Source organism: Hymenobacter daeguensis (genome assembly GCF_054780555.1).
In genome coordinates, this window is the sequence record NZ_BAAGWC010000013.1 from 127259 (window position 1) to 153715 (window position 26457).

The 26457-nt window shown below is 64.1% G+C and carries 23 protein-coding genes; 13 read left to right on the forward strand and 10 right to left on the reverse strand.

Going from position 1 to position 26457, the window contains the following annotated elements:
- Positions 1–106: 106 nt before the first annotated feature.
- The gene (locus ACYVHT_RS15135; protein WP_460553439.1) at positions 107–2584 is read right to left on the reverse strand and encodes a DUF349 domain-containing protein; all 2478 of its coding nucleotides are present in this window, start codon (positions 2582–2584) and stop codon (positions 107–109) included.
- A gap of 91 nt (positions 2585–2675) precedes the next feature.
- Positions 2676–3230 carry a YqgE/AlgH family protein gene (locus tag ACYVHT_RS15140; RefSeq protein ID WP_460553441.1) on the reverse strand — a complete coding sequence of 185 codons (555 nt, stop codon included), beginning with the start codon at positions 3228–3230 and terminating at the stop codon, positions 2676–2678.
- 240 nt (positions 3231–3470) lie between these two features.
- On the opposite strand from ACYVHT_RS15140, the gene pdxH reads away from it, so the two are divergent.
- The 6 genes from pdxH (at position 3471) to ACYVHT_RS15170 (ending at position 9801) form a co-directional block, all read left to right on the forward strand.
- A complete protein-coding gene (pdxH, locus tag ACYVHT_RS15145) occupies positions 3471–4121 on the forward strand; it encodes a pyridoxine/pyridoxamine 5'-phosphate oxidase (RefSeq protein ID WP_460553443.1) in 651 nt (216 codons plus the stop codon).
- 109 nt (positions 4122–4230) lie between these two features.
- Positions 4231–5562, forward strand: a complete 1332-nt coding sequence (locus ACYVHT_RS15150) for a DUF1015 domain-containing protein (RefSeq protein ID WP_460553446.1) — start codon at positions 4231–4233, stop codon at positions 5560–5562.
- A complete protein-coding gene (locus ACYVHT_RS15155; RefSeq protein WP_460553449.1) occupies positions 5559–6146 on the forward strand; it encodes a Maf family protein in 588 nt (195 codons plus the stop codon). The genes ACYVHT_RS15150 and ACYVHT_RS15155 overlap by 4 nt, the downstream gene beginning before the upstream one ends.
- The gene (locus ACYVHT_RS15160) at positions 6146–7936 is read left to right on the forward strand and encodes a hypothetical protein (protein ID WP_460553452.1); all 1791 of its coding nucleotides are present in this window, start codon (positions 6146–6148) and stop codon (positions 7934–7936) included. The genes ACYVHT_RS15155 and ACYVHT_RS15160 overlap by 1 nt, the downstream gene beginning before the upstream one ends.
- Positions 7937–7978: 42 nt before the next feature.
- On the forward strand, positions 7979–8503 hold the full coding sequence (locus tag ACYVHT_RS15165; protein ID WP_460553454.1) for a hypothetical protein: 525 nt from the start codon (positions 7979–7981) through the stop codon (positions 8501–8503).
- Positions 8500–9801 carry a hypothetical protein gene (locus tag ACYVHT_RS15170; protein WP_460553457.1) on the forward strand — a complete coding sequence of 434 codons (1302 nt, stop codon included), beginning with the start codon at positions 8500–8502 and terminating at the stop codon, positions 9799–9801. The genes ACYVHT_RS15165 and ACYVHT_RS15170 overlap by 4 nt, the downstream gene beginning before the upstream one ends.
- Before the next feature lie 2 nt (positions 9802–9803).
- Here the strand turns inward: ACYVHT_RS15170 and ACYVHT_RS15175 are convergent, their stop codons facing one another.
- Positions 9804–10241 (reverse strand): EamA family transporter, encoded by a 438-nt coding sequence (locus tag ACYVHT_RS15175; protein ID WP_460553460.1) that lies wholly within the window; start codon positions 10239–10241, stop codon positions 9804–9806.
- A 128-nt stretch (positions 10242–10369) separates the two neighbouring features.
- On the opposite strand from ACYVHT_RS15175, the gene ACYVHT_RS15180 reads away from it, so the two are divergent.
- Entirely contained in the window at positions 10370–10702 is a 333-nt protein-coding gene (locus tag ACYVHT_RS15180; RefSeq protein ID WP_460553463.1) for a DUF3592 domain-containing protein, read from the forward strand.
- 6 nt (positions 10703–10708) lie between these two features.
- Here the strand turns inward: ACYVHT_RS15180 and ACYVHT_RS15185 are convergent, their stop codons facing one another.
- From ACYVHT_RS15185 to sdaAB, 4 genes are all read right to left on the reverse strand, one after another.
- Positions 10709–11698 carry an NAD(P)H-dependent glycerol-3-phosphate dehydrogenase gene (locus ACYVHT_RS15185; protein WP_460553466.1) on the reverse strand — a complete coding sequence of 330 codons (990 nt, stop codon included), beginning with the start codon at positions 11696–11698 and terminating at the stop codon, positions 10709–10711.
- A gap of 186 nt (positions 11699–11884) precedes the next feature.
- Positions 11885–13294, reverse strand: coding sequence for an efflux RND transporter periplasmic adaptor subunit (locus tag ACYVHT_RS15190; RefSeq protein WP_460553469.1), 1410 nt, complete (start codon positions 13292–13294; stop codon positions 11885–11887).
- A gap of 96 nt (positions 13295–13390) precedes the next feature.
- Positions 13391–14950, reverse strand: coding sequence for a TolC family protein (locus ACYVHT_RS15195; RefSeq protein ID WP_460553472.1), 1560 nt, complete (start codon positions 14948–14950; stop codon positions 13391–13393).
- A 66-nt stretch (positions 14951–15016) separates the two neighbouring features.
- Positions 15017–15697 (reverse strand): L-serine ammonia-lyase, iron-sulfur-dependent subunit beta, encoded by a 681-nt coding sequence (gene sdaAB / locus ACYVHT_RS15200; protein WP_460553475.1) that lies wholly within the window; start codon positions 15695–15697, stop codon positions 15017–15019.
- 224 nt (positions 15698–15921) lie between these two features.
- On the opposite strand from sdaAB, the gene ACYVHT_RS15205 reads away from it, so the two are divergent.
- Together ACYVHT_RS15205 and ACYVHT_RS15210 are read left to right on the forward strand one after the other, a co-directional pair.
- Positions 15922–16914, forward strand: a complete 993-nt coding sequence (locus tag ACYVHT_RS15205) for a tryptophan 2,3-dioxygenase (protein WP_460553477.1) — start codon at positions 15922–15924, stop codon at positions 16912–16914.
- Positions 16915–16988: 74 nt separating this feature from the next.
- Positions 16989–17699, forward strand: a complete 711-nt coding sequence (locus tag ACYVHT_RS15210) for a DUF2071 domain-containing protein (protein ID WP_460553480.1) — start codon at positions 16989–16991, stop codon at positions 17697–17699.
- Positions 17700–17717: 18 nt separating this feature from the next.
- Here the strand turns inward: ACYVHT_RS15210 and ACYVHT_RS15215 are convergent, their stop codons facing one another.
- Entirely contained in the window at positions 17718–19028 is a 1311-nt protein-coding gene (locus tag ACYVHT_RS15215) for an MFS transporter (RefSeq protein WP_460553483.1), read from the reverse strand.
- A 138-nt stretch (positions 19029–19166) separates the two neighbouring features.
- Here ACYVHT_RS15215 and ACYVHT_RS15220 point away from each other — a divergent pair, with 138 nt between their 5' ends.
- The gene (locus tag ACYVHT_RS15220) at positions 19167–20738 is read left to right on the forward strand and encodes an NAD(P)/FAD-dependent oxidoreductase (RefSeq protein WP_460553486.1); all 1572 of its coding nucleotides are present in this window, start codon (positions 19167–19169) and stop codon (positions 20736–20738) included.
- A gap of 137 nt (positions 20739–20875) precedes the next feature.
- Positions 20876–21235: a CoA-binding protein gene (locus ACYVHT_RS15225; protein ID WP_460553488.1), complete on the forward strand. Its 360-nt coding sequence runs from the start codon at positions 20876–20878 to the stop codon at positions 21233–21235.
- Positions 21236–21313: 78 nt separating this feature from the next.
- On the opposite strand, the gene ACYVHT_RS15230 is transcribed toward ACYVHT_RS15225, so the two are convergent.
- A complete protein-coding gene (locus tag ACYVHT_RS15230; protein WP_460553491.1) occupies positions 21314–22711 on the reverse strand; it encodes a hypothetical protein in 1398 nt (465 codons plus the stop codon).
- Positions 22712–22905: 194 nt separating this feature from the next.
- Here ACYVHT_RS15230 and ACYVHT_RS15235 point away from each other — a divergent pair, with 194 nt between their 5' ends.
- A complete protein-coding gene (locus ACYVHT_RS15235) occupies positions 22906–24492 on the forward strand; it encodes a hypothetical protein (RefSeq protein WP_460553494.1) in 1587 nt (528 codons plus the stop codon).
- A gap of 148 nt (positions 24493–24640) precedes the next feature.
- Here the strand turns inward: ACYVHT_RS15235 and ACYVHT_RS15240 are convergent, their stop codons facing one another.
- Positions 24641–25090 (reverse strand): hypothetical protein, encoded by a 450-nt coding sequence (locus tag ACYVHT_RS15240; RefSeq protein ID WP_460553497.1) that lies wholly within the window; start codon positions 25088–25090, stop codon positions 24641–24643.
- Between the two features lie 674 nt (positions 25091–25764).
- Between ACYVHT_RS15240 and ACYVHT_RS15245 the strand changes: the two genes are divergently transcribed.
- Positions 25765–26325, forward strand: a complete 561-nt coding sequence (locus ACYVHT_RS15245; protein WP_460553500.1) for an RNA polymerase sigma factor — start codon at positions 25765–25767, stop codon at positions 26323–26325.
- The last annotated feature ends 132 nt before the right edge of the window (positions 26326–26457 follow it).

Here is a 26457-nt window from a genome sequence, read left to right on the forward strand (position 1 = left end):
GCAGACGGGCGACTTTCGCCAGCTTTCGCAGGCTTTTTTTAGCAAGAAAAAAGGTCCGCCATCGTGGATGGCGGGCCTTTTTAGCGGATTATCAAGCTGATGCGCCTTAGCTGCGAATCGTTTTGAGCTGTTTTTTCAGCGCATCGATGCGCTTCTGGCCTTCGGCGATGCGGCCCTGATACTCCTCGCGAAGCTGGGCGGCATTCTTGGAGCGGGCGAAGAAATCGAGGTTGGTTTGCAGCGTGGCCGCGTCGTTTTCCAGCTCGTTGATTTCCTTACGCAGCGTCATTTCCTTGCGGGCCAGCTGCTGCTGGGCGTGCGGACGCGCCTTGAGGCGGGCCACTTCGGTCTGGAACAGCAGCTCGGCGCGGTCGGCGTAGCCAAGGCCGGGCACGTGGTCGAGGTACTTGCCCAGCAACGCCAGCAACTGCTCTTCGCTGCGGTCGGAAGTGCCACGGCCGGGCTCCGCATCGGTAGCATCGAACTCGGTGGCCCAGCCGGCCAGAATTTCGCGGAAGCCTTCCAGCGAGCCGGGGGCATCGGCCGAAAGGGCGTTCACCTGCTCGGCCACTTTGTCGAGGTGGGCGACCTGCTCGGTTGAGGCCTGCTGCACTTTTTCCTCGCGCTGGCGGAATTCCTGCTTCGGACGCTCAAACACGGCGTCGCAGGCGGCGCGGAAGCGGTGCCAGAGCTTGTCGGCCAGCTTATCGGGCACGCGGCCCACTTCCTTCCATTCCTTCTGCACCCGAATGATGACCTGACGGGCGGCGTCGTGGTCGGGGTTGTTCTGGGCTTCCTCGGCCTGGTCGATGAGCGCCTGCTTGGCTTTCACGTTGGCCGACTTCTCGTTGTCGAGCGACTTGAAGAAATCGTTCTTGCGGTTGAAGAACGCCTTGTAGGCCGCCCAGTATTGCTTGTTGAGAGCATCGGCCTGGGCGCGGGGCACGAGGCCGGCCGCTTCCCATTCGGCTTTGATTTCCTGCAGCTCGTCGGTTTTCGAGCGCCACAGGTTCACGCGGTCGGTATCGAAGGTGGCGAAAGGCAGCACGCGCTCCAGCAGGGCCTGCTTCACCACAAGGTTGGCCTTTTCCACCGTCGAGCGCTGGTCCACGAACTCCTTGCGGCGCTGGTGCAGCACGTCGGAAGCCGCGATGAACCGCTGCCACAGGGGCTCACGCTGGTCGTTGGGCACGGGGCCGATGTTCTTCCAGTCCTCGTGCAGCTTGGTCAGCTCATCGAGGGCCTTGTTGATGCCCGGGGCATCGGCCAGGCCTTCGGCGCGCTTGATGAGGGCTTCTTTGGCCTCCAGGTTGCGCCGGCGGTCCAGGTCCTTCATCTGCAGGAACTGGCCCTGCTTGCTGTAATAGATGTCGAGCAGGCCGTGGTAAGTATCCCAGATGCTCTGGCTGTCGGACTGCGGTACGGCCCCGGTGGCCTTCCACTCGGCCTGCAGCGCCTTGAGCCTGGCCGAACTGTCTTTGGTTTCGGCCGCCTCCACAAGGCTGCGGAGCTGGTCGAGCAGGGCTTTTTTCTTCGTGAGGTTATCGGCACGGCTGGCATCTTCGGCCCTGGCATCCTTCACGCGGCTTTCGCGGAATTCCTGCAGGGCTTTGTTCAGCTCCTGCTGGCCTTCGGGCTGCTGGAAGGCGAAGGCTTCGGCACCTTCGCCACCAGCGGCAAATTTCTCGCGGGCGGCCGTGCGGGCCAGGCCCACGTTGGCTTCGTACTGGCGGGTGAGGTCCTGAATCTGCTTGCGGTTCTGGCGAGCGTTGGGGCTGCGCAGCAGGCCTACCAGGTAGCTTGCCTGGGCGGGCAAGTCGAGCGAAGTAAAATCGGGGGCCGGGGCTTCCGAAATGTGCGCAACGCCGGTTTCCTCGACACCGGTTGGCTCCTCGCCGGCTGCAATGGCCGCCGCATCGGCGGGCGCGGCATTGAGGGGCGTATCGGAGGAAGTGGGCAGCGAGGCAACTTCCTCCGAGGCCGTTTCCAGCTCGCTGGCGCTGTGCAGGGCCACTTCGGGCAGGGCCACCTGGTCTTCCACGGTGGCAGCCGCGTTGGCGTCGCGCTGGGTTTCGGGGTCGGCAATGGGCGCGGGCGTGGCGCTGTCGATGTGCTCGGCGGCGGGCAGCGCATCGGGGTTGGGCGCTACGGCATCGCTACCGTAGTGGGCAATGGCGCGGGCGGCCGGGGCCGAAACATCGGTGCCGTCCACCGTCACGGAATCGGGCACGTGCTGGGCGGTTTGGGCGGCGGCGGCGGCTTCGGGCGTGCCGGCATCGGGCGCGGTGCTGCCCAGGTCGGTGGCAATAACGGCTTCGGCCGGGGCCTCGGCGGTGCCGGCCCCTTCGGGCTGGCCGGTGGGCAGGGCGGGCGTGCCCTGCGCGGGCAGCTCAACCTGGCTTTCGCCGGCCGCGTTCGGCGTGGGCGTGGTAGCGGGAGCCACGGGCTCGGCCGCCGCAGGGGCAGGCTGCCCCGACCGGCTTTGAATCTCGGCGAGGCGGCGTTGCAAAATGGTCATCCGGTCTTCGGCAGACGGGTCGGTGCCGCCGGCGAGCGGGGCGGTGGGGTTTTCTTCAGCAGCCATAAATCTTCGTAAAAGCCGACCGTTTGGGTAAGGTCAGAGGAGCGCGCAAAAAAGTGTGTAAAGAAACGAAAAACCCGGCCCGGAGGCCACATTAATTCAGGCTGGGGTCCACCGGATAATTGGCCAGCACCTTAAAACGGCCGCCTTTTTCCCGCAGAATGTCCCGCCAGAAAGCATCAGATGCCAAAGTAAACACTTTCCCGGCGCTTGCGGGGTGTCGTATCCAACTCTGCCCCTGCATTTCGCCCGCCAGCTGGCCCTGCGACCACCCCGAATACCCGGCAAACAAGCGCACGTCGGCGGGCGGAACGGCCCCGCTGCCGATGAGGCCGAGCAGCACCTCAAAGTCGCCGCCCCAGTACACGTCCTGGCCCAGGTCGGTGGCCCCGGGCAGGTCGGCGCGGCGGTGCAGGAAATGCAGGGTATCGGGCTCGACGGGGCCGCCCACGTAGATGGGCAGCTGGGCGGCGGCCCCGGCCTGGGGCGGCAGGTCGAGCACGTCGTCGAGCACCAGGTTGGTAAGGCGGTTGAGCACGAGGCCGAAAGAGCCGTCGGCAGGTTCGTCGCGGCAGAGCAGCACCACGCTGCGCTCGAAGTTGGGGTCGCCGAGAAAGGGCTTGGAGATGAGCAGGGTACCAGGACGCATGGGCAGGGTTGAGGGTTGAAGGTTGAGGTTTGGTCGGAACACTCCCGCGCGGGTGCGGAGCCGAGGAAGCCTGACCGCCGTTTCAAGGTGTATTACCTTGCGGCGCGAATGCGGCATTACCCGCAAAACCGGATTATAAAGACTAATGCCCGCGCAAAATTGTTCCGGTGGCCTGCCGGCTAAGGCTGCCCGCGTCCGGAGCCGGCCACCCCATCACGCAACCCTCAACTATTCCTCCTGATGACCGACCCGCACCTCGCCGACCTGCGCCAGACCTATGCCCAGCGCACGCTATCCGAAGCCGATGTGCTGCCCGATGCGGTGGCCCAGTTTCGGGTGTGGCTGGACGAGGCCCTGGCAGCCAAAGTAGAAGAACCCACTGCCCTGACTCTGAGCACGGTGGCGGCCAGCGGCCAGCCCTCGTCGCGCGTGGTGCTGCTGAAAGGCCTGCCCGATGATGCCGGCTTTCTGTTCTATACCAACTACGACTCGCAGAAGGGCCGGGAGCTGGCCCGGCAGCCGTTGGCGGCGCTCAACTTTTTCTGGCCCGCGCTGGAGCGGCAGGTGCGCGTGGAAGGCCGCGTGGAAAAAGCTCCGGAAGCGCTTTCCACCGAATATTTCCAGAGCCGGCCGCGTAGCAGTCAGCTGGGGGCCTGGGCCTCGCCGCAGAGCCAGCGCATCGACAGCCGGGAGGAGCTCGAAGCCCGCGAACAGGCCGTGGAAGCCGAATTCGAAGGCCAGGACCCGCTGCCCCGCCCGGCCCACTGGGGCGGCTACATTCTGCGGCCCACGCGGGTAGAGTTCTGGCAGGGCCGCCCCAGCCGCCTCCACGACCGCATTGTCTATGAACACGATGGCAGCACCTGGCAGCGCAGCCGCCTGGCACCCTAATGTATTTAATGAGGAATGAGGAATGAAGAATTGCTTCGCCTGATTCATACGCTATAATTCTTCATTCCTCATTCAGCGAAGCGTTTCATTCTTCATTCAAAAAAAGGTTTTGGCTGAGATTCAACCCGTGCGCGGCTGGCGCTACAACCCGGCCCTGAGCGCCAACATCGACGCGTATGTGTCGCCGCTGTTCGACGTGGTGTCGGCCCGGCAGCGGGAGGCGCTGTATCGCAATCCGCTCAACTCCATTCACCTGTCGGTGCCCCGGGCCGACGACCCGGCCGCCGCCGCTCTGGAGCGCCTGCGCCAATGGGAGGCCGATGGCGTGCTGCGCCAGGACGAGCTGCCGGGCATCTACGCGTACTACCAGTATTTCCGGCTGCCGGGCAGCGCCCGCGAGTATTGCCGCAAGGGCTTTATGTGCCACATCCGGGCCTACGACTGGGACGAGGACGTGGTGCTGCGCCACGAGAACACGCTGCCCGCGTCGGTGAACGACCGGGCCGAGCTGCTGGCCCGCACCCAGTTTCAGACCAGCGCCACGCACGGGCTGTACCGCGACGAGGACTTCGAGCTGGAACGCTACCTGGACGAGGCCATGCGCTCGCCGCTGGTCGAAACGGAGGAGGACTACCAGGGCGCGCGCGACGTGCTGGCCGTGATTCAGGATGCCGGCCTTATCCGGCGGTTTCAGCAGGTGCTGGCGGCCCGGCAGGTGATTCTGGCCGACGGCCACCACCGCTACGAAGGCTCGCTGGCCTACCGCCAGGCGCGCGAAGTGGCCGCCGAAGGCCGCGCCACCGGCCGCGAGCCCTGGAACTACCACCTCATGTACCTCACCAACGCGGCGGCCGACGACCTGCGCATTCTGCCCACCCACCGCCTGCTGCTGGAGCTGCCGGCGGGCCTGAGCGAAACCGAGCTGCTGGCCCGCCTGGAGCCTTATTTTACGGTGTTGCCCCGGGAGGATGCCAGCGACCTGCCCGAAATCATCGCGGGCAAGCAGTGGGCCTTCGGGCTTTACCTCAACGGGCTGGCCTACAAAATCCGGCTGCGGACGGAAGTGCACGCGCAACTTGACTGGGCAACCACAGCGGAAGTGAAGGCGCTGGACCTGACGGTGCTGCACTACTTCGTTTTCGAAAAAGTGCTGGGCATTGTGGGGGCCGACGCGCAGCGCTCGTGGCCGGGCGTGGCCTACGTGCGCAACTTCACCGAGTGCCTGCAGCGCGTGGACCGGGGCGAGGCCCGGGCCGCCTTCATCGTGAACGAGGTGAGCATGGCCGAGGTGGAGGCCGTGTGCCATTCCGGGGCCGTAATGCCGCCGAAATCGACGTTTTTTTACCCCAAAACCATTGGCGGCTTTCTCTTCACCAGCATTGCCGATGAAGAAGCCGGCAATGCCTTTGCCGACTTTTTCCTGAATACCCCGCCCGCGTGAAACTGATTTTAGCATCCAACTCGCCCCGCCGCCGCCAGCTCCTGACCGAGCTGGGCCTGCCCTACGAAATCCGGCTGCTGGAAGTGGAGGAAGACTTTCCGGACCACCTGCGCCGGGCCGAAGTGGCCGAATACCTGGCCGCCCACAAAGCCGCTGCCTACGCCCCCGGCCTGGCTCCCGATGAGCTGGTGCTCACGGCCGATACCATTGTGTGCCTCGACGACGACGTGCTGAACAAGCCCGCCGACGTGGCCGAAGCCACCGCCATGCTCACGCGCTTGCAGGGCCGCGCCCACGACGTGTTCACGGCCGTGTGCCTGCGCGCCGGCGATGGCCGTCAGGTAGTGTTTTCAGACCAGACCACGGTGTACTTCCGCGCCCTGAGCCCCGCCGAAATAAGCCACTACATCGCCACCGCTAGGCCCTTCGACAAGGCCGGCTCCTATGGGGCGCAGGACTGGCTGGGCATGGTGGGCATTGAGCGGCTCGAAGGCTCCTACTTCACGGTGATGGGCCTGCCCACGCACCGTGTGTGGGCCGAGCTGGAAAAGCTGGGAGCCCTGCCCCCACAAGCCACTTCCTGATGCCCGGCGCTGCGGCCCCGGCGCGCATCGTGCCTTTGCTGCTGTGGCTGGGCGCAGCCGGCCTGGTAGCCGGAGCCCTGGGACTGGGCGTGGTGGTGGGCACGGCCAGCTATGGGCAGGTTCAGGCGTTGGGACGGCTGGTGTACCACGAATTTCAGTTCAAAACCCTGCCGCTGGCCCTGACCCCGGCGGGGCTTGCCGGGCTGCGGATGCTGCTGGCCGGGGCCGGCGCGGTCGGGCTGGTTGGGCTGGGGCTGCTGCACCGGCGGCATCCCTTGAGGGCGCTTTGCCGGGAAGCGCGGCTGGGACTCAATCGCGGCCGCCGCTGGTGGCGGCGGCTGCCGCCGGGCGAGCGCATCTGCGCACTGGCGCTGCTGAGCGGCTTGGCAGCGGCCCGGCTTTGGTACCTGTGGAGCTACCCACTCAGCACCGACGAGATGGGCTCCTACGACTTTTTTGCCAGCCGGGGTGCCCTGGTCACCACTACCTTCTACCCTATTCCGAACAATCATATTCTCTACAACCTGCTGGCCTGGCCCCTGGCGGCGGCCGGGCTGCCGGCCACGCTGGCCATGCGCCTGCCGGGCTTGGTGCTGGGCCTGGGCGGCACGGCGGTGGCGTATGTGCTGCTGGCGCGGCTGGCCGGAGCCCGGCTGGCCCTGGCCGTGACCGGACTGGCGGGCCTGGCGCCGCTGTGGGTGTTTTATGCCATGGCGGGCCGGGGCTATTTTCTGCAGATGTGCCTGGGGCAAATCGGCTTTTTCGCGGCGGTGGAGCTGCTGCGACGCAGGGCGCGCTACCCGCTGCTGAGCTGCGCGGCATTGGTAGCGGGCAGCGTGGCCGGGCTCTACCTGGTACCCAGCTACGCTTATCCGCTGGTGGCGCTGGGATTGGGGCTGGGGGCGGGCTTGCTGTGGCAACGGCGGTGGGCTGCGCTGGCACAGCTGGCGCTGGCCGCGACGATTGTTGGGGTACTCACGGCCCTGCTCTATGCGCCGGTGGGGCTGGTTTCGGGCTGGAGCCGGCTGCTGAGCAACCCCTACATCGCGGCCAAAACGCCCGCCCAGTTCTGGCCCACCTACCGGGCGTTTCTCTACGAAAGCGGCGCGGCGCTGTTTGGCCCCGGCCTGCGGCTGAGCGGGCCGGCCTGGCTGGCGCTGGCGGGCGCGGGCGGCATCGTCAGCTACTTTTTGCTGGGCAGGCGGCGAACCGCACCGCAACACGCGGCTGCCCAGCTGGCCGCGCTGCTGCTGCTGCTGCCGCTCTTGCTCATGATGCTGCAACGCGTGTATGCGCCCCTGCGGGTGCTGCTCTACCTCACTTATTTTGGCTATCTGCTGCCAGCGCTGTGGCTGCAGCGACTACCGTTCGGGAGGCTGATTCGAGCCCGCTGGCAGAGCCCGCTGCTGCTGCTGGCCGTGCTCGGCCTCAGCGGCTGGCGGCTGTATGACAACCGGGCGCAGGCCCGCATCCTGCGTCATGAAACCCATCAGATTGCAGCGGCCTACCGCTGGCTGCGGGCGCAGCCAATGCCAGCGGGGCAGCCCCGCCGCGTGTGGCTGCACGCCATCTTTCACGAGCTTTTCTTTGCGCACTACGAGCAGCAGGAACCCGCCGCCCGCCGCGACCAGCTGCTGAGCCGCCCAGCACCCATGGCGGGCGGCTTCGATTACCTCGTCATCGGCCGCCGGCCCGAAGACCTGAAGTTGCCGCCCCCGCCGCCGGGCTACCAGGCCCGCTACCACGACGACCTGGTGACCATCTACCAGCTCACTGAGCAGCCCCGCTAGCGCGCCGAACCCCAAACCCACCGGCTCACTTCCGGGCAAACCATGCCAATACCCGCAAAATCCGCTTTTCCCCGGTTATCTTTTTTTGCCCTGCTGGGCTGTGCCGTGCTGGCGCTCAGCGGTGGCTATGCGGCCGTAGTGCTGCACAGCGCCACCTGGGACGAAACCCAGCAACTCAACACTATTTTCCCATTTTACCACTGGAAAATCAGGGTCTTCACACCCGCTGAGCTCCTGCTGGCGAAGCAAGGTCTTGCCTTGGTGGCGGCGGCTGGCGGAATCGGATGGATTATTCTGGCCAGAATGCAGACCAATTCCGCTGAACGTGCCACACACGGGGCGGGAACCGGCCGCTGGGCCACCTTGCCGGCTACTCTTGGCACGCTGGCCCCAGTGCAGCAACGTGTGGCAGTGGCGGCGTTGGCCGCGCTTACCGCAACCCGCCTGCTGTTGAGCCTGCCAAGCATCACCCCCCTCTACGATGATGCCGCTTCGTACGCGCTGTTTGCGAGCAAGGGATTGCTGCAGCCAGTGCGTATTACCCGCTGCCCAACAACCACGCGTTGAGCAACACCCTTAGTTGGCTGTTTTTTCAGGTAAACCCCGGTTTTTGGTGGACCATGCGCCTGCCGGTGGTGCTCACGGCCACGGTGGGCACGGGGCTGCTGTTTGTGGGGCTGCTGCGCGAAAACGTGACTTTTCGGCCTGCACTGCTGGCTACCGGGCTGTTTAGCCTGAGTCAACTCAGCCTCTACCACGCGGCGGTGGGCCGGGGCTACTGGCTGCTGACCACGTTGGCGGGGGTGGTGTTTTTCAGTTGCCTGGCGCTCCAGCGGCCCCATGAAAATACGCGGCGGAGCTGGTGGGGACTCGTGCTGGGCAGCATATTGGGCGCATACGCGGTGCCCACGTTCGCGCTGGTGCTGGGCTCGGCATTCTCATGGCTGGGCTTGGCCTACCTGCGCCGCCGCGATACCGGGGGCCTGGTCCGGCTGGTGCTGGCGGGCGGCATCATCGGCGCGGGCACGTTGCTGCTGTATGCGCCCCTGCTCTTCATTTCGGGCCCTGCCAAGCTGTTTGCGAACGGCTTTGTGGCGGCCCTGCCGCTACGGGATTTTCTCGCGAGCCTTCCCCGCTACGTCTGGCAGACTGAAGGGGCCATCGCCGGGCAGGTAGCCTATGGCGGCCTGCTGGTGCTGGCCGGGCTGGGCGCGGCCGTGGGGCTGCTCTGGTACGCCAGATGGCCGCCCGCGCCATTGGCGCAGGTGGCCATCTGGCGGCGGCTGGGCCTGCCCGCTTTGTGGTTTCTGGCCACGCCCTACGCCCTACTGATGGCCCAACGGGTGCTGGCCCCCAACCGGACCATGTTCTACAAGGGATTTTTCTTTTTTACGCTGTTGGCACTGGCCATCGAATGGCTGCTGCAAACCCCCTGGACCGGCTTGCAACGCCTGGTTCGGCCCCTGCTGCTTGTGGCAGCCTTTGGGTGGTCGGCTTATCAGGTCATCAGCCTACGGCGCGACGGCCGGGTTCCCCTTGCGCACAATGCAGCCTACCACGAGGCATTTGCCTGGCTCACCCGCCAGAAGCATGGCATGGTGCTGGCCCCGGAGCCGACCCATTACATTTATTTTGACCTGTATTTCCACTCCGAGCGGCCAGCCTGGCCCTGGCAGGCCGATGCCGAGCCTCGGCCCGGCATCCCCTACGCCTACGCCGTGGCCTTTCCCAACAAGCGCGGCTACTTCCAGCCGCGCTTCGCCTACCCGCCCGCCTTCCACAACCAGGAAGTGGACATTTACCGCATCACCGCTCCTGCCGACTCCTCCGCAGCCCCTGCCTACTGGTACCTGGCCGGAAAGTGAGTTCAGTGCCCCCGCGCCAGCAGCGCAATGCCGGCCACAATCAGCACCAGCCCGCCCACTTGCGGCAGGGTCAGGGCCTCGCGCAGCAGCACCAGCCCCAGCACCGCCGTGAGCAGCACCGAGCCGCCCACAATCACGGGCGTGCCCACCGAGCTATTCACTCCGCGCTGAAACACCACAAACGTCAGAATCTCGGCCAGCCCTACGCCCACCCCGGCCAGCGCCGCCAGCCCCACGCCCTTGCCGGATACGGGCAGCGGCTGGCCATCGAGCTTCAGTTTCAGCAGCCACACGGCCCCCAGGGCAGCGGCCACCAGCTGCAATATCACCGCGCCCACGGCGGGCGGCACATGGTCAGAAGCCAGCTTGATGAAGAAGTTATAGAGCGCCAGACACAAGGCGGTGAGCAAGGCGAGCGGGAGCCAGTTAATTAATATCATCAGGACTGGATAATAATTGCTGAAACTTATAGAAAGACAAAGCTAGGTTTGCCTGAATCACAACATGTTAATAACACGGAACGACTTTCTGCCCCCCTTCGCTGACTAAAATCAATTTATTTGCCTTTATGGATACCGAATTTATTGTTGTTGGCATTTGCGTGGCAGCTCTCTTTGCATGGGCGATATACCAGGATTCAAAACGAAAAAATAAGCTGGCCGCCAGCGGCATTCGCACGTATGGAACTGTAATTCGGAATAAGATATGTTGGGGTAGAATTATTGTTGTACGCCCTATAATCGAATTTCAAACAGCGGACGCACAAACCATTGTAGCACTGGACAAGCACGGTACGGCCTTTGCCTTTCCACGCTTTTCAAAAGGGCAGAAAGTTTTATTGGTTTATGACCCAGTAAACCCTACCGATTTTGATATTCTTTCCAGTGGGAGTTTCGGTTAAGGTTGCTCACCGCAGCTTCTCCTTCAGCAGTTCCATTTCGGTAGTCGGCAGCACCTGCTCGTAGAGAATGTTGTAGGTCGCTTCCGTAATCGGCATGTTCACTTTCAGCTTCTTGTTGAGCTCGTGAATGGACTTCACGGCGTAGTAGCCTTCGGCAATCATGTTCATTTCGAGCTGGGCCGATTTCACCGAATACCCGCGCCCCACCATGCCGCCGAACGTGCGGTTGCGCGAGAACTGCGAGTAAGCCGTCACCAGCAAATCGCCGAGGTAGGCCGAGGCCGACAAGTCGCGCGGCTGCGGGTTGATGGCCTGCAGGAAGCGCCGGATTTCCTGCACCGCGTTGCTCACCAGCACAGCCAGGAAGTTGTCACCGTAGCCCACGCCGTGGGCAATGCCGCCGGCCAGGGCAATGATGTTTTTCATCACCGCACAGTATTCGATGCCATCCAAATCCTGGGCCGGATGGGCGCGCACGTAGCGGTTGCGCAGCATTTCGCAGAAGTCCAGGGCCAGCGCCGCATCGGGCGAGCCGATGGTGAGGTAGCTCTGTTTTTCGAGGGCCACTTCCTCGGCGTGGCAGGGCCCGGCAATCACGCCCAGCCGCGTGCGCGGCAGCCGGAACCGCTCGGCCACGTAGTCGGTCACGAGCTGGTTTTTGCTCGGAATCATGCCCTTGATGGCCGAAATCACCTTTTTGTGCTTCAACGCATCGCGGCCCAGCTTATCGAGCACGGGCTGCACGAAGGCAGCGGGCACGGCCAGCACCAGCCAGTCGGCTTCCTCAATGGCTTCTTCCAGGTCGGTGGTGGGGAATACCTGGTTCAGGTCGAACTGCACGGCCGAGAGGTAGCGCGGGTTGTGGCGGGTGCGCAGCAGGTGCTGCACGTCGTCTTTCGAGCGCTGCCACCAGTCGATGCGGGCCCCGTTTTCGCTGAGAATCTTGGTGAGGGCGGTGGCCCAGGAGCCGCCGCCGAGCATGGCTATTTTTTCCAAAGGAAGTGGGAATTTGGGAGCAGAATATGATTGCCGGGAGCGCCGAAAAGCCGAACGTCATGCCGGGCGTAGTCGGAGCATCCCGGCCGCAATACTAACCCCAATCCATGGGATTACTTACGTGTCAGAGCTGCTTCGGCCGCGCTCAGCATGACGTCCAATTGCTGTCAGCTGGTGGCAACGAGCTTATTTGCCCGCTTCGGGGTCGTCTTTCAGGGCTTCTTTATTCAGCGATTTCGCGTCCTTGATATCGACCAGCGAGCCATCTTTCAGGGTTTTGGCCACGGCCCGGAACGGCCCGCTCACCACCTGCTGCCCGGCCTGCACGCCGCTCAGAATCTCAATATTCTGGAAGTCGCTGATGCCGGTTTTTACGGGCGTCATCACCGCTTTGCCCTCCTTTATCACGAACACCACTTCCTGAATCTCGGCCTTGGGCGCGGCGCCGGGCTCCACGGCCGTGGCCGTGCCGTTGCCCCGGTTCGAGCGCACCTGCGGGCCGCCCTTGCCCTCCTCCTTGGTGCTGGCCGAGTCGGAGCGGGTGGTCACGGAGGCCAGCGGCACGCTCAGCACGCCCGATTTGCGGTCCGTAATGATGTCCACCGAGGCCGTCATGCCCGGCCGGAAGGGCACAATGGTCTGGCCGCGCACGGTGCGCAGCAGGTGCCGGTAGCTTTCAGGCTGCAGCCGGATGCGGACTTCGAACTCGGTCACGGCCTCGGCCGTGAGGGCATCCTTGGCCGTGTTGGCAATGTTGGTCACGATGCCCTTGAACTTCTCGTTGCGGGTGCTGTAGGCGTCCACGTCCACGTCCACCGAGTCGCCGATGTTCACGTTGTTCACGTCGTTCTCGTTCACGTTCACGCGCACCTCCATGTTGTTGAGGTTGGCAATGCGCATGATTTCGGTGCCGGCCATCTGGGTGGTGCCCACCACGCGCTCGCCCTTCTTCACGTTGAGCTTGCTCACGGTGCCGCTCACCGGCGCGTAGATGGTGGTTTTGTTGAGGTTTTTGCGGGCTTCTTCCAGCGAAGCCGAGGCAGCATTCACCGTGCTTTGCGAGGCCCGGATTTGCTGGCGGGCGCTGTTGATTTCCTCCTGCGAGGCGTTGTAAGCCGCCTGGCTGGCTTCGTAATCGGCCTGCGAAATCACCTTTTGCTTATACAGCGAGGCGTTGCGGCGGTAGGTCAGCTCCGTTTGCCGGGCCGAGGCCAGCAGCTGCTGGAGGCGGGCCTGGGCCTGGCCTACGTTGGCGCGCTGGGTGCCCACCTGGGCGCTCTGCATGTTCACCTGGGCCTGGTAGTTGTCGGGCCGGATGCGCAGCAGCAGCTGGCCTTTGCGCACCGAGTCGCCTTCCTGCACATAGAGCTCGATGATTTCGCCGGACACGTCGGGCGAGATTTTTACCTCCGTTTCGGGCTGCACCTTGCCCGAGGCGCTCACTTTTTCCACGATGTTGGCCGGGCCGGCCTTGGCCGCCAGCACTTCCACGCCCGGCGCTTTGCCTACCCAGCCTTTTTTCTTCGCCACGGTGTAGCCCACGATGAGCACCAGCACCACGCCAATCAGAATGTACAGTAAACGGTTGTTTTTCATTTAATCAATGGATGAATGAGCGTATGAGGGAATGGGTGAAGGAGAACCAGTGCCTGAGCATTCACCCATTCACTCATTCCCTCATTCACCCATTGATTACAGCGTGAGCGGCTTGCCCTGGTAGAATTCCAGCACTTTGCGGCGGAAAATAAAGCTGTACTTGGCCTGGATGCGGTTCGACTCGGCGAAGGCGAGGTTGTTTTTGGCAATGTTGAACTCGGTGCCGTTGAGCAGGCCGTTGTTGAAGCGGATTTCCGAGTTGCGCTGCGTGAGGGTGAGGGCGGCCACCTGCCGCTTGCTGGCAATGTATTGCAGCTGGGCGGCCCGGGCATCGGCGGAGGCCTGCTCGATGCTCTGGCGCAGCGTGAGGCGGGTTTGCTCGGCACGCAGGCTGGCCGCCTGCTCGTTGATGATGGCCCGTTGCACGCCCGTGCGTACCTGCAGGCCATTGAGAATGGGCACCGACAGGCTGAACTGCACCGACTTGCCCAGGTTGTTATTCAGCTGGCTGAAGAAGCCCACCGGCAGCACGTCGTAGGTGGGCTGGCCGGGCAGCACCACGGTGTAGCCCGTGGTACCCGGCACGGGGTTGCCCGACGCGTCCAGAATATTCAGCGGAAACGGCGTGCCGGCCGAGGTGCCCGTGAGCACCCGCGACACCGACGACGACGAGAAGCCCGTGAAAATCTGCCCGCCCAGAAACAGGCGCGGGTAGTACGCGCCCCGCGTCAGGTCGATGCTGCGGCGGGCGCTTTGCACGCGCAGCTCAGCGGCTTTGATTTCGGGCAGGTTGCCGGCGGCCGTCTGGTAAGTCTGGTCAAGGTCGAGGGCGTAGGGCGCTTCCTCGTCGGGGTCCGACAGCGGCGGCACCTCAATCTGGAAGCTTTTGGCCGTGGCCGGGTCAAGGTTCAGCAGCTGCATGAGGGCCAGCCGGGCCAGGTCCACCTGGTTCTGGGCGGTTATCACGTTCAGCTCATCGGTGGCCAGCTGCGACTGGCTGTCGAGCAGCGTGCTTTCCGGAATGCTGCCGGCCTTGAGCAGGATTTTGCTGCGGGTAATCTGCTCCTGGTCGCTGGCCACGCGGGTCTGGTTGGCGCGCACCAGCTCCTGGGCCAGCATCAGCTGCAGAAACTGCGAGGCCACGTTCAGGCTCAGGTCGTTTCGAGCCTTGGCAATGTCCTGCACGCTGGCCTCGTAGTCCAGGGCATTGCGCCGGATGGTATTGCGCAGCTGAAACCCCTGAAACAGCGTCACCTGCGACACCGCCGAGAAGTTATTGGCCCGCACCGTCTGGCTCTGGTACTCGTAGGTCAGCGGGTTCACGCTCGTGCCGTACTGCCAGGTCTGGGAGCCGTTGAGGTTGGCCGTGGGCAGCAGCGCGGCGCGGCTCTGGCGCAGCACCTGCTGGTTGCTCTGGGCCGTGAGCTGGTTCTGGCGCACGCCCAGGTTGTGTTCCAGGGCGTAGTCCACGGCGCGCTGCAGCGTCCAGGGGCCGGTGGCGGCCTGGGCCGGGCTGCCCAGCGCGGCGGCCGGCGGCGAGGCCGGCACGGCCGGGGCCTGCCCACGGGCCACCGGCACCAGCAGCAGGTTCAGGCCCAGCCCGGCCAGCGCCAGGGCCCGCGGCGAGGCGGCAGCAAGGGTATTGCGTGTTTTCATTTTGCAGAAGATGGGGGGCTTGGTAGGAGCATAATCGATTTCGGACCGCGTTTATTACACCCGCCGTTATTCCAGCGTCGGAATGTAGGTGATGCGCTGCACCCAGCTCAGCTGACGCAGATAGGCCAGTGTTATTTCCTTGATGGGGCTGTCCATCTCGATAAACTGCCGGGCGGCATCGTTGCGGCCCTTCCGGCTCACAAACATGGTGGCAATATTGCACTGGTCGTGGGCAATGACGGAAGCAATGAAGGCAATGGAGCCCGGCACGTCGTCGGCATCGATGATGAGCGTGTGCAGCGCGCCCGAAAAATCGGCCGGAAAGCCGTCCACCTCCACAATGCGAATCACGCCGCCGCCCCGGCTCTGGCCCACTACTTCCACGCGGTGGCCGGTGGCCCCGTCCAGCAGGTTCAGCTTGATGGTGTTGGGGTGCATGGTGGAGGCATTGCCCACGCTCTGGAACGTGTACCTGAGTCCGGCCGCTTCGGCGTGCTCAAACGCCGTGCGGATGCGGGTATCGTCGGGCGCGTAGCCCAGCAGGCCGGCCACAATGGCGCGGTCGGAGCCGTGGCCCTCGTAGGTACGGGCAAACGAGTTGTAGAACGTCACCACCGCCTCGGTGGGCAGCCCCCCCAGAATGCGGATGGCGGCCCGCGCAATGCGCACCACCCCGGCCGTGTGCGACGAGCTCGGCCCAATCATAACGGGCCCAATCATATCAAAAATGCTGGATTTTTCGGCCATTTAGTTGCACCACTCGGGTGGTTAAGAAGCTAAATGTAGGGGGCGCGGCGGGCCGGCTCATTTCTTTTAGCCCTGGATTTAGGGACAAAGATGCGGCGCAACCGCAATGGTTGCGAATTGTTCGGCAAGCCGCGTAAATAAGCCGTCTTGAAAACTCAGTATTTTGACGATATTTGTCCCGGCCCCACCCAGCCGATTTCCCCTCCCACCTTACCGCTTTTTACATGTCCGCCTCTCCCACCCCGGAGGAATTTTCTCCCGCCGTGCTGGCGCAGCTACGCCGGCTTCAGGAAAAATACGCCCCCGACGGCCAGGACCTCGCCGCCTACCTCGAAGGTCTGTACCACGCCAAATACATCAACTACTGGGACTATATCGAGTTAGATACGTTACTCTCCCTCCAGCGTCCGCTCACCAACATCCCCGATGAGCGGATTTTTATCATGTACCACCAGATTTCGGAGCTGTATTTCAAGCTCTGCCTCTGCGAGTACGAGCAGATTGGCAACCTTGCCCAGCCCACGCTGGGCGAAGTCGTGCTGCGCATCGGCCGCATCAACCGCTACTTCGACAACCTCATCGACTCGTTCGATGTGATGGTGGACGGCATGGACAAGCAGCAGTTTCTCGACTTCCGCATGGCCCTGATGCCGGCCTCGGGCTTTCAATCGGTGCAGTACCGCATGATTGAGATTGCCAGCACAGCCCTCGAAAACCTCACCGACCAGGCCAAGCGCCAGGCCCTGGGCCAGGCCGATGCCCATGATTTCGACCAGCTGCTGGGCTGCATCTATTGGAAAGCCGGCGCCACCGTGGAGGCCAGCGGGGCCAAGGCCCTCACCCTCATCGAGTTCGAGCGCAAGTACACCGACCACCTCGTGCGCCACGCCGAAGCCTACCACCAGCGCAACGTGTGGGCCGTGGTGCAGCGCCTGCCCGAAGCCGACCAGCACCACCCCCGCCTGCTGCGCGCCCTGCGCCAGCTCGACATCAGCGTGAACGTGAACTGGCCGCTGATGCACTTCAAATCGGCGGTGCGCTACCTGCAGCGCAACCCCGTGGACGTGGCCGCCACCGGCGGCACCAACTGGCGCAGCTACCTGCCGCCCAAGTTTCAGCGCCGCATTTTCTACCCCCAGCTCTGGAGCGCCCAGGAGCTCGAAGACTGGGGCAAGGGCTGGGTAGAAAGCGTGCTGGAAGAAGGCGTGGGTGTGTAAAAACGGCAAAACGTAGCTTATGAAATATTTGACCACTCCGTGCGTCATTGCTCATAAGCTACGTTTTTTACGCCATGCATACCCCAGCCCTGACCGGATTGATTGACCGCCGGATTCTCCTGAATTTTCGCGCTGCTCCCGACGTGGTAAACCGGCTATTGCCGCAGCCGTTCCGGGCGCAGCTGGTGCAGGGCGCAGCCCTGGTCGGCATCTGCCTGATTCGGCTGCGCCACGAGCGCATCAAGGGGATGCCGGCCGTTTTTGGCATGGCTTCGGAAAATGGCGCGCACCGCATGGCGGTGGAATGGGAGGCCGACGGCCAGCTGCGTAGCGGCGTTTACGTTCCTCGGCGCGATACGTCGTCGGCGATAAACACGCTTGTTGGCAACCGGCTGCTGGGCCTGCATTATCACAGCACGTTTTCGGTGAAGGAAGAAGCGGGGCGGTATGCCATTTCTCTGCAAAGCGCCGATGGCACCCAACTGGCCCTGGAAGCACAGGAAACCAGGGAATGGCCCACAACTAGCCTGTTCCGGACCCGGCAACAGGCCTCCGACTTCTTTCGGCGGGGAGCAGCCGGGTACTCGCCCCGCGCCAGCGGTCCCGGGTTCGATGGTGTGGAATTAAGCACCCGCCAGTGGAGCGTGTCGCCGCTGGCTGTGCAGCATGTTTTCTCCAGCTTTTTCTCCGATACTGCACGTTTTCCGGCGGGCTCAGTTGTGTTCGATAATGCGCTACTGATGCGCGATGTAGCGCACGAGTGGAAGCGGTTGCCCGCGCTGTAATGTAGCAGCAGTAGTGGGCTAGTCGGCCGCCATGGTGCCTTGTTCGGCCCGCGTTTCGCCCATGCGCCAGTACACCAGCAGCGAGAGAAACGTGCAGGCCGTCACGTACCAGTAGTACCACTCCTCCACGCCGTGCTCCTTGGCAAAGAGCGCCACGTATTCGGCCGTACCGCCGAAAATGGCAACCGTGAGGGCATACGGCAGCCCCACGCCCAGCGCCCGGATTTCGGTGGGAAATAATTCAGCCTTCACCACCGCGCTGATGGACGTGTAGGCGCTGACCACGAACAGTGCCGCAACGAGCAGGCCGGCGGCGGCCCGGGCATCGTGCGTGTGCGCCAGCAGGCGCAGCAGCGGCACCGTGCCCAGCGTGGCCCCCACCCCAAATAACAGCAGCACCGGCCGCCGGCCAACCCTATCAGAGACAGCGCCCAGCAGCGGCTGAAACAGCAGCGCCACCGCCATCACGCCAAACGAAATCAGGGTAGCCTGCTCCTTGCTGAACCCGACGGTGTTGACCAGAAATTTCTGCGCGTAGGTGGTAAAAGTGTAAAATGCCAGCGTGCCGCCCAGCGTGAGGCCCACCACCGTGAGCACGGCCCGGGGGTGTTGGAGCAGCACCCGGAGCTGGCCGGGCGACGCGTGCTGGCGGCGCGCCGGGGCAGCGGCTTCCTGCTGCGCAAAAGCGGCCGTTTCGGCCATGTGGGTGCGCAGGTAGAGCGCCGCCAGCGCCGCCACTGCCCCAATCACGAAGGGCACGCGCCAGCCCCATGCACTCATCTCGGCGGGCGCGAGGAGCTGCTGCAGGCCCAGCTGCACCAACAGCGCAAGCAGCTGCCCGCCCATGAGCGTGAGGTATTGGAAGCTGGACCAGAAGCCCCGGTGCCGGGCCCCGGCCATCTCGCTCAGGTAGGTGGCCGAGGTGCCATACTCGCCGCCCACGCTGATGCCCTGCACCAGCCGGGCCAGCAGCAGCAGCGCCGGAGCCACTACCCCAATGCGGGCGTAGCCCGGGGTAGCCGCAATCAGCAGCGAGCCGCCGGCCATGAGCTGCACCGATAGCAGCAGCGCCGCCCGGCGGCCGTACCGGTCGGCGTAGGCTCCGAGCAGCCATGCCCCGAGTGGCCGCATCAGAAAGCCCACCGCAAAGATGGCGGCCGTGTTCAGCAGCTGGGCCGTGGCGCTGCCTTTGGGAAAAAATACCGGGGCGAAATACAGGGCAAATGCCGAGTACGCGTACCAGTCGTACCACTCCACCAGGTTGCCAATGGAACCGCTGATGATGGAACGCAGCCGCGAAACAGGGGAGGAAACGGAAGTGCTTGTCATGCGACAAATAAAAGGAATGGTTTGCGCGGGCACGCTCCCGCCAGCGCTGCTCCCTCCTGAGGCAGCCGTAGCTTTGTGCGCCGGGAGGGAGCACCCAACCGCGTTACCTGAAGGATAGCCACCTTTCTTATTACACAAATGTTAAAACAAGAACTTGAAGTTCTCCTGCCGCCCGAAGTGGCTTTTGATGAACTGGCCCGCTACGAAGCCATTCTGAAAGCCGCCGGCGTTGAACCCGGCGAGGCCGATTTCGTGCATTTGAAGCGCCGCTCTATTGATGCCCGAGGTCGCCAGCCATTGGTAAGGCTGCGGGCCGAGATTTACCATGAAGCCCCGCCCAGGGAGCTGTTTGGCCCCTGGTTTATTTATCCAAATGTGAATATTTATTCGCAACGGGTAATTGTCGTTGGCGCCGGGCCGGCGGGGCTTTTTGCGGCATTGCGCTGCCTGGAGCTGGGCCTCAAACCAATTGTGCTGGAGCGCGGCCGCGACGTGCGGGCCCGGCGGCGCGACCTTGCGGCCATCAATAAAGAGCAGCAGGTAAATCCGGATTCGAACTACTGCTTTGGCGAAGGAGGCGCGGGCACTTACTCCGACGGCAAGCTTTACACCCGGGCCACCAAGCGCGGCGACGTGGGCCGGGTGCTGCGGCGGCTGGTGCAACATGGTGCCACGCCCGATATTCTGGTGGATGCCCACCCCCACATTGGCACCAACAAGCTGCCGGCCGTGGTGCAGGCCCTGCGCGAGGCCATCATCGAGGCCGGCGGCGAAGTGCGCTTCGATACCCGCGTGGCCGACCTGCTGCTGGAAAATAATGTGCTGCGCGGCGTGGTGACGGCCACCGGCGAAGCCATTGAAGCCAAAGCCACCATTCTGGCCACCGGCCACTCGGCCCGCGACATTTACGAGCTGCTGCATCGGCGCGGCGTGCTCATCGAGGCCAAGCCGTTTGCGCTGGGCGTGCGCGTCGAGCATCCGCAGGCGCTCATCGACCAGGCCCAGTACCGCCGGGCCGAGCGCGGGCTGCTGCCGGCCGCCTCTTACTCGCTGGTGCACCAAACCGAGGTGCGCGGGCAGCAGCGCGGCGTGTTTTCGTTTTGCATGTGCCCGGGCGGGTTCATTGTGCCGGCGGCCACGGCCCCGGGCGAAGTGGTGGTGAACGGCATGAGCCCGAGCCGCCGCGACTCGCGCTTTGCCAATTCCGGCATTGTGGCGGCCGTGGAGCTGGCCGACATGAACGTGGCGAAATACGGGCCGCTGGCCGGCCTGCACTTTCAGCAGCAGATTGAGCAGCTGGCCTGCCAGGCGGCCGGCGGCACGCAGCGCGCCCCGGCCCAGCTGCTGGGCGACTTCCTGAAAAACAAGCTGTCGGGCCAGCTGCTCGAAACGTCTTACCAGCCCGGCCTGGTGAGCGTGCGGATGGACGAGGTGCTGGGCCCCGTGCTGGCCGAGCGGCTGCGCCAGGGCTTCCGCGACTTCGGCCGCAAGATTCCCGGCTACGCCACCAACGCGGCCCAGATTGTGGGCGTGGAAAGCCGTACCTCCGCCCCCATTCGCATTCCGCGCGACAAGGACACGCTGCAGCACCCGGTGGTGGCGGGGCTGTTTCCGTGCGGCGAGGGCGCGGGCTACGCGGGCGGCATCGCATCGGCAGCGATGGATGGCGAGCGGTGCGCAGAGGCCGTGGCGGCGCTGGTGCGGCGCTGAGCCTGCCCGGCAGGTTCGGCCGGGGCCGGGCCTGAGGTGTGACTCTTTTTGCCGCTGGCTTGTTATACGAGGAGCAACTTATCCGGCTTGAATCTCGAACAACGGATTTCCTTCCCAACCATTAGCTCCCGACTATCATGAAAAAGACTGTTGTGCTCGGTGCCTCCGACAACCCTGCCCGCTACGCGTTTCGGGCCACGCACATGCTGAAAAACCACGGCCACGAAGTGGTGCCCGTGGGCATTCGCAAAGGCGAAGTGGCCGGCCTGCCCATTCACACCGACCGGCCAGAGGAAAAAGACGTGGACACGGTGACGCTCTACGTGGGCCCGCAAAACCAGCCCGGCTGGTACGACTACATTCTGGACCTCAAGCCAAAGCGCATCCTGTTCAACCCGGGCACCGAAAACCCGGAGCTGGAGCGCCTGGCCCACCAGCATGGCATTCAGACGGAAGAGGCCTGCACGCTGGTGCTGCTCTCGATTGGGCAGTATTAAGCAACGGGTAACCGGATAACCCGGCGCTGAATGCTCGTGATTGCTGAGGGGGGCGGGCTAAACAACCACGTTGGTTGTTTAGCCCGCCCCTTCTTCTGGGGCCAACAAATACGCCCGAAATCGCGGCTCTACCGTTTGCCTGATATGGCCGGATAGCCAAAAGCAGCCCAGCACAAACCCACCGAAGACCACCCCGGTTATCAGCGCCCGGCGGCCCGAAAACGCCCACGCCGGCCAGCGGCCAAACGCCACCAGCGCCAGCAGCAGCAGGTGCAGCGGCAGCAAAAACCGCACTTCCATGCTCAGGGGCACCACGGCCAGACAGGGCAGCAGCAGCGCCGCCAGCACCAGGGCTTCGCGTGGCGTGGGCCGCCGGCGCAAAGCCACCAGCGCCGCCCAGAACCACAGGCCATAGTTCAGAAACTGGCGCGGCGCGGACGGCTCCCAGCGTTTGAGGTAGGGCGTGGGGTGGCTGATGTCGAGGCCCGCGAACAGGTGGCGGGCATACGCCCCGGCCACGGTGGCGGGGTGGTGCAGCAGCACAAGCAGGTACTGCGCCGGCGACTCAAGCTTGGTGAGGTGCTCGGTCCGAAGCGCGGCAGCCCCGGCCGCATTCAGGAAAAGCAGCTGGCCGGTGGGCAGCTCCCGCCCCACGGACGACTCGTATTTCTCGTGCACCAGGCCCCATTTGAGCTTTTGCAGGTAGAGGTTGTGGATGTTGAGCGCCCGGGACTGCGAAAGCACCAGCGGCGTATTGGCCTGAAAATGTCGTTGGTTTATCAGCCATTGCGGGGCGAGCACCACGGCCGCGCCGGCCGCCAGCAGGGCCAGGCGCGGCACCCGGCGCGGGCGCGGCTGCTGCCAAAGCAGCAACCCCAGGGCCGGCCCCGCCGATGCCAAGTAGATGGGCCGGATGTTGACGGCCAGCGCCAGCGCTACGCCGGCGGCCAGCGCCGCGCCGGCCCCACGCCGCTGCCCCAGCCACAACGCAGTGCCCAGGGCGAGCAGGGCCGGAAAATCGGAGAGGGAAAAGTTGAAATAGCCGCGCCAGAACACGAAGCCCAGCGCCGCCCACGCCAGCCGCCGGCCCGGCGCCGGCGGGGCCGCCGCGCCCGTGGCCGCCTGCCACAGACGCGGGCCCACCACGCCAAACAGCAGCCCGGCCAGCCCGGCATTGAGCAGCTTCACCACTGTTACGGCGTCCCAGCTCAGGGCCTTGCGCACGGCCAGGCACAGGAAATTTACCAGCGGGTAGGCATAGCCACGCATGGCATCGTCGTAGGCCAGCAGCTGGAAATGGCCTTCGTGGTAGAAGCGGTGGCCGAGCTGCCAGTAGTCCTCGGCGTCGTAATACAGGTTGTGGTACTCGGAGGTGAAGAGGTAGAGGCCGAAGATGGCGGCAATGGCCGCGGCCAGCCCGGCTTCGTGCCGCCACGCCGCCAGCGCAGTCGTACGGGGCGGAGTAGATATTGCCATTGGTGAAAACTGCTGAGCGAAACCGCCAAAGCGCGGGACGGCGCAAAGGTCGCATCAAGCGGGCCGTTCATGCTGCATGGGCCGGTGCCGGGCCGGCGTGCGTGGGCCTGAAACTGACAGCTGGGTTAAATCCTGCATGTTTTGGGCCTGATTTCGTACCAACCCCGGCAGGCTTCGCCCGTTCATTTGCAGTGATGATAGCAAAAACCCTTACGCTCGTGTCGCTCAGCACTTTTGTGGGTGCAGGCGCATTTGGCCAGCACACCATGCCCGGCATGGACATGTCGGCTCCCAAAGCCAGGCCCGCCACCGCGCAGCCGAAACCGCCCAAAGCAGCCAGGCCCAAAACAGCCGCCACGCAACCCGCAGCGCCGGCCCGCCCGAATGCAGCGTCCCCCGCCGACACCACCCGCCGCCCAATGGCACCGGCAATGCCCGCGCCCGCCGCTCAACCGCACATGGGCATGCCCGGCCACGACATGGCCGGCATGCCCGCCGACAGCAGCCACGGCCCAATGATGACGATGCGCAACTCGTTTTCCCGAAACCTGCCGATGACGCGCCAGGGCTCCGGCACCAGCTGGCACCCCGACTCCTCGCCCATGTACATGCAGATGTACCAGCCCGGCCAGTGGGATGTGATGCTGATGTATTCGGTGTTTTTGCGCTACACGCGGCAGAACGCCAACCACGACGAGTTGCGCGGCGACGCCAGCCTGCGGGCCAACTCCTATATAATGGCCATGGCCAATCGCCTGGTGGGCCGGCGCGGGCTGTTCAGCATCCAGGCCATGCTCTCGGCCGACCCGCTCACGGTGGGCGGCGCGGGCTACCCGCTGCTGTTCCAGACCGGCGAGTCGTGGCAGGGCCAGAAGCTGCACGACCACCAGCACCCGCACGACCTGGTGAGCGCCCTGGCCGTGGGCTACACCTACGCCGCCAGCTCCGACGTCGACCTGACCGCTTACCTCGGCTACCCCGGCGAGCCGGCCATCGGCCCGCCCGTGTTCATGCACCGGCCCTCGGCCGCCAACCTGCCCTCGGCCCCGCTTGGGCACCACTGGCAGGATGCCACGCACATTCAGTTCGGCGTGGCCACGCTGGGTGTGCGCTACCGCAACGCCAAGCTGGAGGGCACCTTGTTCACGGGGCGCGAGCCCGACGAAAACCGCTACCGTTTCGACCGGCCGCGCTTCGACTCCTACAGCGCCCGGCTTTCGGTGAACCCGTCCGATAACCTGGCCCTGCAGGTATCGGCCGCCCACCTCAACAGCCCCGAGGAGCTGGAGCCCGATGACAAGGTGGACCGCACCACGGCTTCGGTGCTGCACAATGCGACCGTGGGCCAGGCGAGCGTGCTGTCGTCAACCTTCGTGTGGGGCATGAACCGCCACAGCGGCACCGGGGAGGTCACGTATTCGAATTCGTTCCTGCTCGAAAGCAACCTGCAGGCAAAGCAGTTCAACGTGTTCACCCGCCTCGAAACCCTGCAGCTGAACTACGACGAGCTGCTGCTGCCCGCCCTCTCCGACCACGACGCGCACGCCAACCGCCAGGTGGCGGCTTTCACGCTTGGCGCGTCGAAATACCTGGCCAAAACCAAAGCGGGCTGGCTCGACCTCGGCATTACGGGCACACTGAACACTTTCGACAGCCGCAACCTGACGCTGCTGCAAGCCTACGGCAAAAACCCGCTGTCCTTTGAGATGTATCTGCGCTTCATCGCGCCGCGCATGCGCATGCACCTGGGGGGCGGAAACCACGCCGGCCACATGATGTAAGCCCGTTTTTGCGCTTGGCGCTGGTGCCAGGTGGCCGGATGCGTTTATCCGACCCATTCCGGCAGCTTGTCATTGGCTGCCCCACCCCTGGAGCTTGCGACGTAGTCCTGCGGATGGCTACATCGTAAGCTCCGCTTTTTTTATGCCGCTAGAGGGCGGCAGTGGCCACGGCTTTGTCGGCCGGCTGGTTGTTGAGCTCACGCACCGAGATGGTCGAGTTCTGAGCTTTCACCTGCACAGCGTAGTGGTACCGCTCGCGGCCTACGCGCAGCATCACATCGTATTGGCCGGCGGGCAGCTTGGCAAAGCACAGCTTGGTGCCGTAGGAAGCCTGGTGGTTGACAACGTTCGAAAGGCAGGTGCTGCCGTTCAGCTGCACCACTTTCACCTGCACGCGCTGCAGCGTAGGATTGTTCACCGTGAGCAGCAGGCTTTCGGTGTCGGTTTTGGTTTGCACGGCCTGCGCTTGCTGCGCCTGAGCCGAGCTGCTGGCGGCCAGGCCCAGGCCGACTACCAGGCCCAGCGCAGCCAGGCGGAACGAGCGTTGCGAAACAGTGGCCGAAGCTTGGGCGGTGCGGAAGTTGGTGAACGATTTCATGGTGGTTGTGAAGAAAAAGGTGGTGAAATGAAAAGGTGAATGCTGGTGATTTGGGAGGGTTACCGGCGGGAGCAATCAATCATTACAGCCGGTAGAGATTTTTTTTTCGGGTGCCTGCCGGCTGCTCTTGGTGGGCTGCGGCTGGCGTGAAGGTGGAAGCGCGTTTTCATGGCAGTTAGTGAAGGAGGCAGGTTTGAAAGTCGGCTCCTACCCTTTCGGGTCGGATTTCCAGGCAGGTAGCGGGTGGTCTTTGGTACAGGTCGTCATCAGCTACCTTGCTAAGAACAGAACAAATGTAAAGCAGGTACTTTGTAACGCAAGGTACTATTTCAAAAATATTTTGATAAGCGCTGCTTCACTATTTGCTACCCGCTGATTTTGAGTTAGTAAACTGTTAAAAAAAATTTACAGCTTTTTCGACTGCGGCATATTATGCTGCCGCTTTACGAATACAAAGATGCAGGACCGTCGGACGGGGTTGCCCGGGCGGCCAGTTATTTCTCTGTTATTCCAGTGTAAAGTCCTACCTCAGCAAGCCGGGCCCGGCAAAAGCACCGGCCGCCGTCGGCAGCGCGCAGCGGCTTTTCGGCCCGGGCCGCTTTTTTCATTCGCGCAGGCAACCCTTGCGCCTACTTTCGCATCTGACGCGCTATCTCACCAACCTTTCTGCTCCCGTGGCCACTCTTACTGTGATGACCGAAGCCGACCTCATCGCGGCCTGTGTGCGGGGCGAGCACCGGGCCCAGCGCCAGCTCTACGACCAACTGGCCGGGCTGATGCTCACCGTGTGCCGCCGCTACCTCAAGCGCCGCGAAGACGCCGAAGAAGCCCTGATTCTGGGCTTTGCGAAGATGTTTCGGGCCCTGCCCAACTACCGTTTCGAGGGCAGCTTCGAGGGCTGGGTGCGCCGCATCATGGTGAACGAAGCCCTGATGCAGCTGCGCCAGCGCGAGATGATGACCGTGTCGTTTGAGGACTTTGCCCAGCCCGAAAACCTGGCCACCACCGCCGCCACCGCCGAGACCCAGCTCCAGGCCGAAGACCTGATGGCCCTGCTGGCCACCCTGCCCGTGGGCTACCGCACGGTGTTCAACCTCTACGCCCTGGAAGGCTACGGGCACCAGGAAATTGCCGAGCTGCTGGGCATCAGCGAAGGCACCAGCAAATCGCAGCTCAGCAAGGCCCGCGCCATGCTCCAGCGCCGCGTTCAGTTCTCGACGATTAATCCGAACTAATTATATGCATCCCGATAACATTGACGACTTATTCCGCGGCAAGCTCGACGGCCACGAAACGCCGCCCGGCGACGACCTGTGGGCGCGCCTGGCGGCCCAGCCCGCCGCCGGGCCGGCCGCCAGCAGACCCGC

Excerpts from the sequence above, each read along its gene's own strand:
- pdxH (WP_460553443.1), top strand. The coding sequence starts at position 3,471 with ATGACCGACCCGCACCTCGCCGACCTGCGCCAGACCTATGCCCAGCGC.
- ACYVHT_RS15195 (WP_460553472.1), bottom strand. The coding sequence starts at position 14,950 with ATGAAAACACGCAATACCCTTGCTGCCGCCTCGCCGCGGGCCCTGGCG.
- ACYVHT_RS15165 (WP_460553454.1), top strand. The coding sequence starts at position 7,979 with ATGCCAATACCCGCAAAATCCGCTTTTCCCCGGTTATCTTTTTTTGCC.
- ACYVHT_RS15240 (WP_460553497.1), bottom strand. The coding sequence starts at position 25,090 with ATGAAATCGTTCACCAACTTCCGCACCGCCCAAGCTTCGGCCACTGTT.
- ACYVHT_RS15220 (WP_460553486.1), top strand. The coding sequence starts at position 19,167 with ATGTTAAAACAAGAACTTGAAGTTCTCCTGCCGCCCGAAGTGGCTTTT.
- ACYVHT_RS15235 (WP_460553494.1), top strand. The coding sequence starts at position 22,906 with ATGATAGCAAAAACCCTTACGCTCGTGTCGCTCAGCACTTTTGTGGGT.
- ACYVHT_RS15210 (WP_460553480.1), top strand. The coding sequence starts at position 16,989 with ATGCATACCCCAGCCCTGACCGGATTGATTGACCGCCGGATTCTCCTG.
- ACYVHT_RS15190 (WP_460553469.1), bottom strand. The coding sequence starts at position 13,294 with ATGAAAAACAACCGTTTACTGTACATTCTGATTGGCGTGGTGCTGGTG.
- ACYVHT_RS15160 (WP_460553452.1), top strand. The coding sequence starts at position 6,146 with ATGCCCGGCGCTGCGGCCCCGGCGCGCATCGTGCCTTTGCTGCTGTGG.
- ACYVHT_RS15205 (WP_460553477.1), top strand. The coding sequence starts at position 15,922 with ATGTCCGCCTCTCCCACCCCGGAGGAATTTTCTCCCGCCGTGCTGGCG.
- ACYVHT_RS15175 (WP_460553460.1), bottom strand. The coding sequence starts at position 10,241 with ATGATATTAATTAACTGGCTCCCGCTCGCCTTGCTCACCGCCTTGTGT.
- ACYVHT_RS15225 (WP_460553488.1), top strand. The coding sequence starts at position 20,876 with ATGAAAAAGACTGTTGTGCTCGGTGCCTCCGACAACCCTGCCCGCTAC.
- ACYVHT_RS15215 (WP_460553483.1), bottom strand. The coding sequence starts at position 19,028 with ATGACAAGCACTTCCGTTTCCTCCCCTGTTTCGCGGCTGCGTTCCATC.
- sdaAB (WP_460553475.1), bottom strand. The coding sequence starts at position 15,697 with ATGGCCGAAAAATCCAGCATTTTTGATATGATTGGGCCCGTTATGATT.
- ACYVHT_RS15180 (WP_460553463.1), top strand. The coding sequence starts at position 10,370 with ATGGATACCGAATTTATTGTTGTTGGCATTTGCGTGGCAGCTCTCTTT.
- ACYVHT_RS15230 (WP_460553491.1), bottom strand. The coding sequence starts at position 22,711 with ATGGCAATATCTACTCCGCCCCGTACGACTGCGCTGGCGGCGTGGCGG.
- ACYVHT_RS15135 (WP_460553439.1), bottom strand. The coding sequence starts at position 2,584 with ATGGCTGCTGAAGAAAACCCCACCGCCCCGCTCGCCGGCGGCACCGAC.
- ACYVHT_RS15140 (WP_460553441.1), bottom strand. The coding sequence starts at position 3,230 with ATGCGTCCTGGTACCCTGCTCATCTCCAAGCCCTTTCTCGGCGACCCC.